12 protein-coding genes are annotated in these 13,412 nt (G+C 57.0%); 3 read left to right on the top strand and 9 right to left on the bottom strand.

Going from position 1 to position 13,412, the window contains the following annotated elements; genetic code table 11:
* Positions 1-254: 254 nt before the first annotated feature.
* On the top strand, positions 255-1,139 hold the full coding sequence (locus ACOTXL_RS06680) for a nucleoside-specific channel-forming protein Tsx (RefSeq protein WP_032610182.1): 885 nt from the start codon (positions 255-257) through the stop codon (positions 1,137-1,139).
* A gap of 118 nt (positions 1,140-1,257) precedes the next feature.
* Here ACOTXL_RS06680 and ACOTXL_RS06675 read toward each other — a convergent pair whose 3' ends face one another.
* From ACOTXL_RS06675 to queA, 7 genes are all read right to left on the bottom strand, one after another.
* The gene (locus tag ACOTXL_RS06675; protein WP_022650457.1) at positions 1,258-1,938 is read right to left on the bottom strand and encodes a helix-turn-helix transcriptional regulator; all 681 of its coding nucleotides are present in this window, start codon (positions 1,936-1,938) and stop codon (positions 1,258-1,260) included.
* A gap of 10 nt (positions 1,939-1,948) precedes the next feature.
* Positions 1,949-2,314, bottom strand: coding sequence for a VOC family protein (locus ACOTXL_RS06670; protein WP_023315514.1), 366 nt, complete (start codon positions 2,312-2,314; stop codon positions 1,949-1,951).
* A 138-nt stretch (positions 2,315-2,452) separates the two neighbouring features.
* The gene (gene secF / locus ACOTXL_RS06665) at positions 2,453-3,424 is read right to left on the bottom strand and encodes a protein translocase subunit SecF (protein ID WP_045350610.1); all 972 of its coding nucleotides are present in this window, start codon (positions 3,422-3,424) and stop codon (positions 2,453-2,455) included.
* 10 nt (positions 3,425-3,434) lie between these two features.
* Positions 3,435-5,282 carry a protein translocase subunit SecD gene (gene secD, locus ACOTXL_RS06660; protein ID WP_003859106.1) on the bottom strand — a complete coding sequence of 616 codons (1,848 nt, stop codon included), beginning with the start codon at positions 5,280-5,282 and terminating at the stop codon, positions 3,435-3,437.
* Positions 5,283-5,309: 27 nt separating this feature from the next.
* A complete protein-coding gene (gene yajC / locus ACOTXL_RS06655) occupies positions 5,310-5,642 on the bottom strand; it encodes a preprotein translocase subunit YajC (protein ID WP_003859109.1) in 333 nt (110 codons plus the stop codon).
* A 22-nt stretch (positions 5,643-5,664) separates the two neighbouring features.
* Positions 5,665-6,792, bottom strand: coding sequence for a tRNA guanosine(34) transglycosylase Tgt (gene tgt, locus ACOTXL_RS06650; RefSeq protein ID WP_045350611.1), 1,128 nt, complete (start codon positions 6,790-6,792; stop codon positions 5,665-5,667).
* 53 nt (positions 6,793-6,845) lie between these two features.
* Positions 6,846-7,916 carry a tRNA preQ1(34) S-adenosylmethionine ribosyltransferase-isomerase QueA gene (gene queA, locus ACOTXL_RS06645; RefSeq protein WP_003859111.1) on the bottom strand — a complete coding sequence of 357 codons (1,071 nt, stop codon included), beginning with the start codon at positions 7,914-7,916 and terminating at the stop codon, positions 6,846-6,848.
* A 92-nt stretch (positions 7,917-8,008) separates the two neighbouring features.
* Here queA and acpH point away from each other — a divergent pair, with 92 nt between their 5' ends.
* On the top strand, positions 8,009-8,590 hold the full coding sequence (gene acpH / locus ACOTXL_RS06640; RefSeq protein ID WP_022650455.1) for an ACP phosphodiesterase: 582 nt from the start codon (positions 8,009-8,011) through the stop codon (positions 8,588-8,590).
* Positions 8,591-8,717: 127 nt separating this feature from the next.
* Positions 8,718-9,320 (top strand): peroxiredoxin C, encoded by a 603-nt coding sequence (locus ACOTXL_RS06635; RefSeq protein WP_003859113.1) that lies wholly within the window; start codon positions 8,718-8,720, stop codon positions 9,318-9,320.
* A gap of 49 nt (positions 9,321-9,369) precedes the next feature.
* Here ACOTXL_RS06635 and ACOTXL_RS06630 read toward each other — a convergent pair whose 3' ends face one another.
* Positions 9,370-10,749: a DUF3999 domain-containing protein gene (locus tag ACOTXL_RS06630; protein ID WP_045350612.1), complete on the bottom strand. Its 1,380-nt coding sequence runs from the start codon at positions 10,747-10,749 to the stop codon at positions 9,370-9,372.
* Positions 10,746-13,355 (bottom strand): DUF2339 domain-containing protein, encoded by a 2,610-nt coding sequence (locus ACOTXL_RS06625; RefSeq protein ID WP_003859115.1) that lies wholly within the window; start codon positions 13,353-13,355, stop codon positions 10,746-10,748. The genes ACOTXL_RS06630 and ACOTXL_RS06625 overlap by 4 nt, the downstream gene beginning before the upstream one ends.
* Positions 13,356-13,412 lie beyond the last annotated feature (57 nt).

The raw sequence follows: 13,412 nt of genomic DNA, 5'->3' as shown, positions 1-13,412 counted from the left end.
GGAGTGAAATGTCACTCCGCTAACATTTACATTTCGTATGGATTGGCAACATAAATGATTGCCGCTACAATCGCGCCCGTCTAAAGTACGCAAACGTGAACGCAATCGATTACGTATGTGAGAGATATGTGAAACAACACATATTTTTGTGAGCAAGGATTCCTATAATAGGCTCCGCAGAAACACGAAATATTTAGAAACGCAATTCGCGCATTTTTCACTCCCGGAAGGGAATTTCAATCAGTGGCATGATTATGAAAAAAACATTACTCGCAGCCGGTGCAGTTCTGGCACTGTCCTCCTCTTTCACTGTTAACGCAGCGGAAAACGACAAACCACAATACCTCTCCGACTGGTGGCACCAGAGCGTTAACGTGGTAGGCAGCTACCATACCCGTTTCGGACCGCAGATCCGTAACGATACTTACCTCGAGTACGAAGCATTCGCAAAAAAAGACTGGTTTGATTTCTATGGCTACATGGACGCACCGGTATTCTTCGGCGGTAACACCGACGCGAAAGGTATCTGGAACCACGGTTCCCCACTGTTCATGGAGATCGAACCACGCTTCTCCATTGATAAACTGACTGGTACCAGTCTGGCGTTTGGTCCGTTCAAAGAGTGGTATTTCGCAAACAACTACATCTACGACATGGGCCGCAACAAGTCCGGTCGCCAGAGCACCTGGTATATGGGTCTGGGTACAGACATTGAGACTGGCCTGCCGATGAGCCTGTCCATGAACGTCTACGCAAAATACCAGTGGCAGAACTACGGCGCTGCGAACGAGAACGAGTGGGATGGCTACCGTTTCAAAGTGAAATACTTTGTGCCAATTACCCAACTGTGGGGCGGCAACCTGAGCTATATCGGCTTCACCAACTTTGACTGGGGTTCAGACCTGGGCGATAACGATTTCCGCGACCTGAACGGCAGAAAAGCGCGCACTAACGACTCCATCGCGTCCAGCCACATCCTGGCGCTGAACTACGATCACTGGCACTACTCTGTTGTTGCGCGTTACTGGCACAACGGTGGTCAGTGGAACGACGACGCCAGCCTGAACTTCGGCAACGGCGACTTCAGCGTTCGTTCTACCGGTTGGGGCGGTTACCTGGTCGTGGGTTACAACTTCTAATCAGTGCGGGATTGTGCGGGCTGGTGCCCTCACCCCTTCCCTCTCCCACGGGAGAGGGCGCAAACACAAAAAACGGCAACATCGTTGCCGTTTTGCTTTTACCTCGCCACCCGGCTTTTTACTGCTTCACCTTGCGCAAAAAATCCGCCAGCGACCTGTCCGCGCTTTCGCTAAAGTGTCTTTCCGTCAGCGTAATATGCAAACACCGGTCGAGACGGAAGCAGCGATAGTCATCGCGCCGTTCACACCACGCGGCCAGCAGCCAGTGCTCACCCCAGAAGAACAGCCCCAGCGGCTGAACCTCACGCCAGGTTAACTGCCCGGCTTCATCGCGATAGTGCAGCGCCAGCACACGCAGGGCAGAAATTGCCTGGTGGATCACGTCGAAACCACTACGGGAGTGTGGCTGAAGGGCAATATCCGGCGCGTAAATTCGCGTCTGTTCAGCTTTGCGGCGGCTCTCTTCTGGCAGGATCGCCAGCACTTTTTCCTGGGCCGACTCCAGCTCGCGCGACAGCGATTCCCCGCCCCAGGTTTTGAGCAGACGGATCGCCACCATCAGCGCCTCGGACTCCTTGTTGGTCAGCATCAACGGGGGTAAATCAAAACCCGACATTAGCCGATATCCGCTTCCCGCCTCGCCTTCCACCGGCACGCCGGAAAGCGACAGGTCGCGGATATCGCGGTACACCGTGCGCTCGGACACGCCAAGCCTTTCCGCCAGATGCGCTGCCGTTGTCAGACGCCTGCCCCGCAGGATCTGCACAATCTGGAACAAACGGTCAGCGCGTCGGGTCATCGGTTTACTCTCATACCGGTTGATGGAGGCCGACGCGATTACCTTCGCTGTCGGTAAACAGGGCTATAGTGCCAATGCCTTGCGGCAGTTCCAGCGGGCCAAACACGCACTCACCGCCCGCAGAAGCAATACGATCGAGCGTGGCCGCCAGATTGTCAGTATGCAGGTAAATAATAGCGCCCTGCGAAGAAGGTGTAACGCCGTCAAATTTCGCCAGCGCGCCGCCGGTGGCCGGATCCTCGTGCGGGAAAACCGCCAGCTCAGCCACGTCCATCTTCTCGCGCCGCAGCGCGACCTGCATCACCGACTCATAAAATTTGATGGCGCGATCCATATCGGCGACCGGAATTTCAAACCAGTTAATAACACTTTTCATACGTCCTCCTGCCTGTTGTTAGGGTTCAGAAGGAGTCTACGACAGGGCTCCTGACAGCATACTGTCAGGAGTGTTTGTGAGATGCAGACAAAAAAAATCCCGGCCAGCAGGCCGGGATTTCGATACCGCATAAGACGCTTACGGCAGAATGGACGGCTGATCCGCCCCTTCTTTCTCGACTTTCTGCTGGATCAGATGCTCGCGCTTCATGCCCAGCTTCAGCGCCAGCGCGGACGCGACGTAGATAGACGAGGCCGTACCGATAGACACACCGATCAGCATGGTCAGCGAGAAGCCTTCCAGCACCGGGCCACCGAACAGGAACAGCATCAGGATCACCATCAGGGTGGTGCCGGAGGTGATCAACGTACGGTGCAGCGTCTGGGTCAACGACACGTTAAAGATTTCGTACGGCGTGCCGCGACGGATCTTACGGAAGTTTTCACGAATACGGTCAGATACCACGATACTGTCGTTCAGTGAGTAACCGATAACGGACATCAGGGATGCCACAATCGTCAGGTCAATCTCAATGTGGAAGAGGGACAGTATGCCCATGGTGATCACCACGTCGTGCGCCAGGGCGATAACCACGCCTGCCGCCAGTCGCCACTCAAAGCGGAAACCGACGTAAATCAGGATCGAGATCAGCGCCACAAGCAGCGCCATCGCACCGGTCTGCGCCAGGTCAGCACCAACGCTCGGGCCGACAAACTCAATACGCTTAACCGTTGCGTCCTGGCTGGTCGTTTCGTTAATAACCTGAACGACCTTGCTGCCCAACTCCTGGCTGCCGTTGGCATCGTGTACCGGCGGCATACGCACCATGATGTCGCGGCTGCTGCCGAAGTTCTGTAGCAGCGGCTCTTCAAAGCCCGCTTTTTGCAGAGACTCACGCATCTGGTCCATATCGACCGGTTTTTCCAGGGTAATTTCGATCACCGTACCACCGGTGAAATCCAGGCCCCAGTTAAAGCCTTTCACGCCCATAATGACGATGGACAAGATCAGCAGAAAACCTGAAATGCCGAAGGCCCAGTAGTCCCAGCGCATAAAGTCCCAGACTTTACGGCCGTAGTTCAATTGTTCAACAGTATATTCCTGTGCCACAACGCACTCCTCAGATAGACAGCTTTTTGACGCGCTTGCCGCCGTACAGCAGGTTCACGATGGCACGGGTGCCGACAATAGCGGTAAACATCGACGTTGCGACACCGATACCGGTAGTAATCGCAAAGCCTTTGATCGCGCCAGTACCCACTGCATACAGGATAAGAACCTTAATCAGTGTTGTTACGTTCGCATCGAAGATGGAGCTGAACGCCCCTTTGTAGCCTTCTTCAATCGCCTGCTGTACAGAACGACCGTTGCTCAGCTCTTCTTTGATACGTTCGTTTATCAGTACGTTGGCGTCGACCGCCACCGCAAGGGTTAGAACGATACCCGCGATACCTGGCATGGTTAGCGTCGCCCCTGGCAGCAGGGACATGATACCGATGATCAGCACCAGGTTGGCAATCAGCGCGGAGGTCGCAATCAGGCCGAACTTCTTATAGAAGAAGATCATGAAGATGATGGACACCGCCAGACCGGCCAGACACGCTTCCAGACCCTGTTTGATGTTCTGCATACCCAGGGTTGGACCGATGGTACGTTCTTCAACAATCTGAATTGGCGCAATCAGCGCACCGGCACGCAGCAGCAGAGAGAGCTGACGCGCTTCGTTCGGGTTGCTGATACCGGTAATACGGAAGCTGTTACCCAGACGAGACTGGATGTTGGCGATGTTAATCACCTCTTCCTCTTTCACCAGCACGGCACGGCCATTGGCGTCTTTCTTACCGCTGTCTTTGTACTCCACGAACAGGGTCGCCATCGGCTTGCCGATGTTGTCCTTGGTGAAGTTAGACATAATGTTGCCACCTGCGCTATCCAGCGAGATGTTAACCTGCGGCTGGTTGTACTCATCCTGGCTTGAAGTGGAGTCGGTGATATGGTCACCGGTCAGGATCACGCGTTTGTACAGCACAACCGGCTGGCCTTCGCGGGTCTGCTTCACTTCGGAATCGCCCGGCACACGGCCTGAAGCCGCAGCAGCCTGGTCAACGTTGGAGTTAACCAGACGGAACTCCAGGGTCGCCGTCGCGCCCAGAATCTCTTTCGCACGGGCGGTATCCTGGATACCCGGCAGTTCGACCACGATACGGTCAGCCCCCTGACGCTGTACCAGTGGCTCAGCCACGCCCAGCTGGTTTACACGGTTACGCAGAATGTTAATGTTCTGCTGAACGGCGTATTCACGTGCTTCACTCAGACGCGCGTCGGTCATTACCGCACGCAGCTGATTGCTGCCCTGAGAGGTGATCACCAGATCGCGGTGACGCTGAGACAGATAGGTCACAGCCTGATCGCGTGCCGCGCTGTCGCGGAACGTGATGCTCATGCCGTAGTTATCTTCTTTACGTACGGTGGTGTACGGAATGCCCTTATCGCGCAGATCGCTGCGCAGGCTGTCGATGTTCTGTTCCTGTAGCTTGCCGAGCGCGGTATCCATATCCACTTCCATCAGGAAGTGAACGCCGCCACGCAGGTCAAGACCCAGTTTCATTGGCTCTGCGTTCAGCGCAGCCAGCCAGCGTGGGGTTGCAGGAGCAAGGTTAAGCGCCACGACATATTTATCACCCAGCACGCCCATCAGCGCTTCACGTGCGCGGAGCTGCGTGTCGGTGGTGTCGAAGCGAGCAAGAATTGCGCCCTCTTCCAGTGCCACAGACTTAGCGGTAATTTTTTCTTCTTGTAACGTTTTCTGGACCTGGATCAGCGTTTGCTCACTGGCGGCGACACCGCGCGCGCCAGTGATTTGAACGGCCGGATCCTCACCATACAGGTTGGGAAGCGCGTACAGCAGGCCGACGATAATCACGACGACCAGCATGATGTACTTCCACAAAGGATAACGGTTTAACACGGCAGTTCCCTTTGGGAAAAGTTGGGATTACAGCGCCTTCATGGTGCCTTTCGGCAGAACGGCAGCTACGAAGTCACGTTTGATAACCACTTCAGTGGTGTCGTTGAGGGCGATAGCAATGTAGCCGTTTTCCGCTACTTTGGTTACGCGACCCACCAGGCCACCATTGGTCAGGACTTCATCGCCCTTCGCGATGGAGTTCATCAGGTTTTTGTGCTCTTTAGTACGCTTCTGCTGTGGACGCAGGATCATGAAGTAGAAGATCAGACCGAACACAACCAGCATCAGAATCAGAGACATCGGGCTGCCCTGCGCTGGTGCACCCGTTGCTGCTACCGCATCAGAAATAAAAAAGCTCATTCAAATTCCCTCATTATTAAAATTAATCAACGTTCAACGGTGGAACATCCCGCCCCTGACGTTGGTAGAAATCGGTCACGAAGCTCTCTAATTTACCCTCTTCGATAGCCTTACGTAAACCAGCCATTAAGCGCTGATAATAACGAAGATTATGAATGGTATTGAGACGCGCCCCCAAAATCTCGTTGCAACGATCGAGATGATGCAGGTACGCGCGAGAATAATTGCGACAGGTATAGCAATCGCACTCGGAATCGAGCGGGCTGGTGTCACTCTTATGCTTCGCGTTACGGATTTTCACCACGCCATCGGTAACGAACAGATGACCGTTACGCGCGTTTCGGGTTGGCATAACGCAGTCGAACATATCAATGCCGCGACGTACGCCTTCCACCAGATCTTCTGGTTTACCCACACCCATCAGGTATCGTGGTTTATCCGCCGGGATTTGCGGGCAGACATGCTCCAGAATGCGGTGCATATCTTCCTTCAGCTCACCCACAGCCAAACCGCCGACAGCGTAGCCATCAAAGCCTATCTCTACCAGACCTTTAACCGAGATATCGCGTAAATCTTCGTAAACGCTACCCTGGATAATGCCGAACAGCGCATTTTTGTTTTGCAGGGAGTCAAAACGGTCGCGGCTACGCTTCGCCCAACGCAGGGACATCTCCATAGAACGCTTGGCGTAGTCCCAGTCCGCCGGGTATGGCGTACATTCGTCGAAGATCATTACGATATCGGAGCCGAGATCGTACTGAATCTCCATGGATTTTTCTGGATCGAGGAAGATTGGATCGCCGTTGATCGGGTTACGGAAGTGTACGCCCTGCTCAGTGATCTTACGGATATCGCCCAGGCTGAAGACCTGGAAACCGCCGGAGTCGGTGAGGATGGGGCCTTTCCACTGCATGAAGTCGTGCAGATCGCCGTGGAGCTTCATGATCTCCTGGCCTGGACGCAGCCACAGGTGGAAGGTGTTGCCGAGGATAATCTGTGCGCCAGTGGCTTCAACTTCTTCCGGCGTCATTCCTTTTACGGTGCCGTACGTGCCCACAGGCATAAACGCGGGGGTTTCTACCACGCCGCGATCAAACACCAGACGACCGCGACGCGCGCGACCATCGGTGGTATCGAGTTCAAATTTCATTTTTTCTCCGACGTCAGAAAAACAGTCCAACGTTGTAACACAGTGCCGCGGACTTATTCCCCGACACGCTCATTCAAAGCCTGCGGATTGTACGTGATAAACATCGCGTCACCGTAGCTAAAAAAGCGATATTTTTGTTCTACCGCAGACTTGTAGGCGTTCATCGTATGCTGATACCCCGCAAACGCGGAAACCAGCATAATCAGCGTCGATTCAGGCAGATGGAAGTTGGTCACCAGCGCATCAATGACTTTGTACTGATAGCCCGGGTAGATAAAAATCTGCGTATCGCCAAAGAACGGTTCAATCAGCTCGCTTTTCGCGGCCTGCGCGGCGCTCTCAAGGGAACGTACCGACGTTGTACCGACGGCCACGACGCGGCTTCCGCGCGCTTTCGCCGCCAGCACCGCATCCACCACCTCCTGCGGCACTTCGGCGTACTCAGAGTGCATGATGTGATCTTCGATGCTGTCCACGCGTACCGGCTGGAACGTCCCCGCACCGACGTGCAGCGTCACGAAGGCCATCTCAACGCCCTTGGCGCGCAGCTTTTCCAGCAGCGGTTCATCAAAGTGCAGGCCCGCCGTTGGCGCCGCCACCGCACCCGGCTTCTGGCTGTAGACGGTCTGATATAGCTCGCGGTCGGCCTCTTCGTCCGGGCGTTCAATGTACGGCGGCAGCGGCATGTGGCCGATGGCGTTGAGGATATCAAGCACCGTGCGTTCGTCGTTGAACTCCACCTCGAACAGCGCGTCGTGACGCGCGGTCATGGTCGCTTTGATGCTCTCGTCATCCCCCAGCAGCAGCTCCGCGCCCGGCTTAGGCGCTTTGGAGGCGCGAATATGTGCCAGAATACGTTTATCATCGAGCATACGTTCGACCAGCACCTCAATCTTGCCGCCGCTGGCTTTACGGCCAAACAGACGCGCCGGGATCACGCGGGTATTATTAAAGACCAGCAGATCGCCAGGGTTGAGCTTGTCGAGCAGATCGGTGAAAGTACCGTGCGTCAGCGCGCCCGTTGGCCCGTCCAGTGACAGCAAGCGACAGCTGCTACGCTCAGGCATGGGGTAGTGTGCAATCAGGGATTCAGGTAGTTCAAAGGAGAAATCGGCGACGCGCATGACGTATACTCGTGACTTAAAAACAGGCGGCATAGTCTAGTGCTCACACCCTTTTGCTGCAACAACTAGCCGCCACCGGACAACGAAAACGCATGAATTTTCTCGCTCACCTGCATCTCGCTCACCTCGCGGACAGCTCCCTCTCCGGCAATTTGCTGGCCGATTTTGTACGCGGCAACCCGGCGGAAGCGTATTCCCCTGAGGTTGTCGACGGAATTTTTATGCACCGCCGCATCGACGTGCTGACCGATAACCTGCCGGAAGTGAGGGAAGCCAAAACCTGGTTCCGCCCCGAAACGCGACGGGTGGCGCCGATCACGCTCGACGTCATGTGGGATCATTTCCTGTCGCGCCACTGGTCGCAGCTGTCGCCTGATATGTCGCTGCCTGAGTTTGTGCGCTACGCCCACGCGCAGGTGTCGATCATTTTGCCGGACTCCCCGCCGCGCTTTGTAAATCTGAATAACTATCTCTGGTCTGAACGCTGGCTGGAGCGATACCGCGAGATGGATTTCATTCAGAACGTCCTGAACGGCATGGCGAGCCGTCGACCGCGTCTGGACGCGCTGCGCGACTCATGGCATGACCTGGATGAACATTACGATGCGCTGGAAACCCGCTTCTGGCAGTTCTACCCGCGTATGATGACGCAGGCGAAAAATAAAGAACTGTGATGCCGGTATGATTGATAGGTAAAAGCTGGTGGAACGATTGTTACCACCTCTTTGTCTTATTCCCGTACTGCCTCTATACTGGCCCGCGTTGCGTTCCAAATAACCTTAGTATCTACAGGAGAATCATATGGTTCTGGTAACTCGTCCGGCTCCGGATTTTACAGCTGCCGCCGTTCTGGGCAATGGTGAAATCGTTGAAAACTTCAACTTCAAACAGCATACCAACGGTAAAGCGACCGTTCTGTTCTTCTGGCCAATGGACTTCACTTTCGTTTGCCCGTCTGAGCTGATCGCGTTCGACAAACGTTACGAAGAATTCCAGAAGCGTGGCGTGGAAGTGGTTGGCGTCTCCTTTGACTCTGAATTTGTACACAACGCATGGCGTAACACCCCTGTCGAAAACGGCGGCATCGGTGCGGTGAAATACGCGATGGTTGCGGACATCAAACGCGAAATCCAGCAGGCTTACGGTATCGAACATCCGGACGCTGGCGTTGCACTGCGTGGTTCTTTCCTGATCGATGCAAACGGCATCGTTCGTCACCAGGTTGTGAACGATCTGCCGCTGGGTCGTAACATCGACGAAATGCTGCGCATGGTTGACGCGCTCCAGTTCCACGAAGAGCACGGTGAAGTGTGCCCGGCTCAGTGGGAAAAAGGTAAAGAAGGTATGGCGGCTTCCCCAGACGGCGTAGCTAAATACCTGTCTGAGAACGTATCCAGCCTGTAATCGGCACGGTTTACGAAAAAACCCGCGAATACGCGGGTTTTTTTATGGCTTATGCTGCGCCGTCTTTTTTTATCTCGCGCCAGATGCGCCATGCCATACCCGCAAGCACCATCACCCCCGCAATCAGTACGCCCCAGACCATCAGCGTTTTCATTCTGCTTTCCTGCTCAGCCGCAGACGTCGCGGTTAAACGCGCCTCGCCCCCCAGCGGGACAGGTTCCAGCGTATCCGCCATCGGCAAGGCTGCCAGATCGTAGGTTTTACGCAGTTCGGTCGGGATCAGCATATCCGTCTCCACGCTCGCCGGTTTCGCAGCCCCGTTCCCCCACGCGAGCAGGTACGGCCCCTTCCCCTGCGCGTTAAACACCAGATCGTAGCGCACGCGCTGCCCTATCACGCCCGGCAGGTTCTCAGGCAAACGCGCATTGAGGGTCTTGATTTTTACCGCCTCGACCAGCCCGCCAGGGAGCGGAACAGGTTCAGCCGTTTTGCCGCCGAGCTGGTAGATCACCTCTTTTTTCAGCGTATGCCATCGATCCTTGTCCGCCCCCCGCCAGGCTATTTCTGCCGGGAGAACGCCGTCGTCATTCAGCATGAAGGCGATCGCACTCAGAGGCTGCGGATGTTTCCAGCGCCACACGGCTTCACTTTCGGATAACCGCTCCCCCTCTCCCGCCAGGCTAATGTGCTCTGATTCCGGCTGCGCAGGCGCGTTAATCGCGTTGACGCCGGTTAACGTCAGGGCAGAACGTCCCGTGTTCAGCACCAGCAGCAGATAGCGATTCGCCTCAGGTGATAACACCAGATCGGTATCGATGCGGTCGAGCTTCAGGCGATCCTGTCCACTCATCACGTCCAGCAGGGGCATCTCTTCGCGCAAGGTATACCAGTTTTTCAGATCCTCGCTGTAATAGACCGATGCCGTTCCCTGCCACGAGCCCTGCGGCGTGTCCCAGAAAAGCTGGAGCTGAGAGAGCGGAACCTCCGTCGCGTTTTCCGGCAGGGTCAGCAGATAGTGCTGTCCGGCAGCCGCAGCGTGTTGCCCTTCCAGCACAATTTCCACACCGTTTCTGGCCCGTAGCATAATTTTATCGCCGCTGTCCTCTTCCCCGCCCGGCGAGGCGTTAAGCGCAAAAAGGCGCAGCGCCGTGGTGGTCGGTGCCGGCTGCGGACGCGTCGTAGTAACCAGGCTGAACGGTACAGGCTCGCCCGACTGATTAAACACGCGCACGTCGCGCAGATCGGGCGATGTGCTCTGCTGATAAATCGCCAGCGGCAGCATGACCCGATACCACGGCGAAGAGGCAGAGGTATCAAGGGACAGGCCGTAGGCATAATCCCGCGGGGATTCCGCTGGCGCGCCCTCGCTGAATGCCGGACCGGCCATGGCCAGCAGTGCTGCACAAACAACCGCATTCATCCATTTCATTTTTCTTCTCCTGCTTTAGGCGGTAGCGGCGAGAAATAGCCCACAATCAGGACCAGGATCGCCACGCCAATAAACGCGACGGCGCGCGCCAGGCCGCCACCGCCCGCGCTGTCCACCAGCATCAGTTTGAGCATCACCACCCCCAGCAGCGCCGCACCGCCAAGCCACTGCTGACGGGAGGCCTGACGGGTGGCGCGGATCATCACCACCAGCGCGCAGAACATCCAGAACAGGGCAAAGGTGGTCTGAATAAGCCGCGAATGCCACAGCGATTCCATGTTCCAGGCCACCTCGCCGTACCACGCCAGCGCACGCAGCAACGCGCCGTTGAGCCACCAGAAGCCAAGCGCCATCAGCACAACGGCGGGCCAAGGTCGGGACTGCGCAAGCGATGCCGGATAGTAGCGATCCACTGCCCGATAAAATACTACCAGCCCCAGCAGCGCGAACGCCGCCCCTTCCTCAAGCGGGTTCACCAGCGGCAGCCAGGTCTGTCGATAGACCACACCGTCCTGGAAATTGGTCACGACCAGCAATACCACCAGCGCCACAACCACAGGGATCGCGGCAAGGCAGGCGTAGAGCGCAGGCCATACCCGGAAAGGCCATCCGCGACGCCGTACGGCCGCGGAGAGCGCCATAATCACCCCACCGCCGACAGCCATCGCAATGCCGCTTCCCCAGGCCGCCATGCCCCATGGCAGGGAGCGGGCAAACCAGTAAAGCTCGGCGGCAAGGGCGAGTAAAATCATCCACAACAGCGACAGATGCAGCCCCATTGAGATGCGCGGCAGAAGTTTATCTTCGTCGCGCCGCAGCAGCATCAGGGCGGCAGGCAGCGCGATAGCCCAGGCCAGATTTGCCCAGCCGGCCGCCAGAATCTGCTGGTGCGAGACCTGATACAGCACCATCAGCAGCATCACCGGCCACAGCAGCCATTTGCTGGCATCCAGCTCCCACCATGCCAGACGAGCGGCAGCCTGCCGCCATCCCCAGGCCGACGCCGCCGTCAGCGCCAGCACGCCTGCCAGAAGCGATAACTCCTGCTTCAGGAACAACTGCGACGCGCCCAGCAACGCCACTAACCAGAACAGCAACCCACCGGCCAGCAATGCCCAGCTGCCCGGCAGCGCGATTTTCTGCCACAGCCAGGCCGCAGCCAGCCAGCAAAGACTGAGCACTGCGAAAATAAGCAGGAGGCTCAGTGAAGTGACGCCGTCCATTTGCGCCCATATCGCGCTGCCGAGCGCCAGCACCAACAACGCCGTCCCGCTATAGCTCATGCGCCGCTGCTGCTGTTGCACGCCCAACCAAAGAATACCCAGCCCTTCCAGCGCCCAGGCCATCGCCGTCCAGCGCGCTGAAAGCGCCAGCGGAATGGCAAGCGTGGCAAACCCGCCGCCGATCGCCAGCGCCGCCATAACCAGCGGTCGTCCGATGGAGGGGTAACGCCGCAGCGCGAGAAACGCCAGCGAGAGGTAAAACGCACCATAGCCCAGCGCGCTTAGCGCCGGGCCGTACGTCCAGTGAGACGTCATGCCATACTGCATCCCAAAACCAATCAGCGGCGGAGCAAACAGCAGTACGCCGTCAATAATCTGTTTGCCTTTTTCCTGCGCCCGCAGCGACAGCGCCACGCTAAACACGCCAAAAATAAGCGTATTGGCAATCAGGAACAGCTGACAAATAACATAGTCTTCCGGCTGGTAGTCGCTCAGTCCCCACACCCCGCCAACGCCAAACGTGAAGAGCAGCCCGAGCAGGTTGAGCTCGCGCCAGTGCTGCCAGATGCTGATGACGAGAATGCCGATGGACAGCAGGAGATAGAAGGAGAATAGCGCCACAAAGCTACCGCCCCCGGTAGACAGGAGCAGCGGCGCAAGATATCCGCCGAGGCTCGCCAGCATGGCAAGGCTCAGCGCCTTTTGCAACACGGCCAGCCCGACGCTCGCCGCGCAAATCACCACCAGCAGCGCAAACGCCAGCGTCATCGGCAGCATCTGCCACAGCCGGAATGCGCCAAAGACGGTCAGATAAAGCACGCCGGTCGCTCCGCCCTGGAGGATCAGCGCGTAGATCCGCTGCCTGTGCCGCAGCCGCCATCCAACGGCCAGCAGAACCATGGCAAACAGCGCCGTGGCGGCAAGACGCAGCTCAAGCGGAAACAGTGAATGTTCAACGGTATAGCGCAGCAGGAAAGAGAGTCCGAGGAAGAGCAGTACAATCCCCAGTTTTGCCAGCGGATTGCCCTGCATAAACCAGCGCGTCAGCGAGGACAGGATGCCGCCAAAGGCGGAAGGACGTTTTGCCGCCGGTACAGGCACAGGCTCTGCTTCAGTGACGGGCGGTTCGGGACGCCAGGGATCGACAGGTGCGTTAACGGCCTCTGACACCGGCGCTGGCGTCTTCACCGGCGCGGCGGTCTGCACCTGCTCCGGTGCTTTCTCAGCCACACTACGCTGCTCGAGCGCCTCAATGCGCTGGCGAAGCCGGGCGATCTCCTGCCGCGCCGCCGTGCTTCGGTTAAAGCCTATCACCGCGAGCACGGGTGCCACGACCAGCGCAAAAACCAGGAACAAACAGCCAAGGATGTAAAGCTCGTCCATGTTTCCACCTTCACCGTAAACGATCCGTTAAGATTGACACAAATCGTTGCATTTGCG

This window comes from Enterobacter cloacae complex sp. IR5402 (genome assembly GCF_049238125.1).
Lineage (GTDB): Bacteria > Pseudomonadota > Gammaproteobacteria > Enterobacterales > Enterobacteriaceae > Enterobacter > Enterobacter hormaechei_C.
The sequence above is the reverse complement of the archived record's forward strand: the minus strand, read 5'-3'. Positions and strand labels throughout refer to the sequence as shown.

Excerpts from the sequence above, each read along its gene's own strand:
- ACOTXL_RS06680 (WP_032610182.1), top strand. The coding sequence starts at position 255 with ATGAAAAAAACATTACTCGCAGCCGGTGCAGTTCTGGCACTGTCCTCC.
- ACOTXL_RS06675 (WP_022650457.1), bottom strand. The coding sequence starts at position 1,938 with ATGACCCGACGCGCTGACCGTTTGTTCCAGATTGTGCAGATCCTGCGG.
- ACOTXL_RS06670 (WP_023315514.1), bottom strand. The coding sequence starts at position 2,314 with ATGAAAAGTGTTATTAACTGGTTTGAAATTCCGGTCGCCGATATGGAT.
- yajC (WP_003859109.1), bottom strand. The coding sequence starts at position 5,642 with ATGAGCTTTTTTATTTCTGATGCGGTAGCAGCAACGGGTGCACCAGCG.
- tgt (WP_045350611.1), bottom strand. The coding sequence starts at position 6,792 with ATGAAATTTGAACTCGATACCACCGATGGTCGCGCGCGTCGCGGTCGT.
- queA (WP_003859111.1), bottom strand. The coding sequence starts at position 7,916 with ATGCGCGTCGCCGATTTCTCCTTTGAACTACCTGAATCCCTGATTGCA.
- acpH (WP_022650455.1), top strand. The coding sequence starts at position 8,009 with ATGAATTTTCTCGCTCACCTGCATCTCGCTCACCTCGCGGACAGCTCC.
- ACOTXL_RS06635 (WP_003859113.1), top strand. The coding sequence starts at position 8,718 with ATGGTTCTGGTAACTCGTCCGGCTCCGGATTTTACAGCTGCCGCCGTT.
- ACOTXL_RS06630 (WP_045350612.1), bottom strand. The coding sequence starts at position 10,749 with ATGAAATGGATGAATGCGGTTGTTTGTGCAGCACTGCTGGCCATGGCC.
- ACOTXL_RS06625 (WP_003859115.1), bottom strand. The coding sequence starts at position 13,355 with ATGGACGAGCTTTACATCCTTGGCTGTTTGTTCCTGGTTTTTGCGCTG.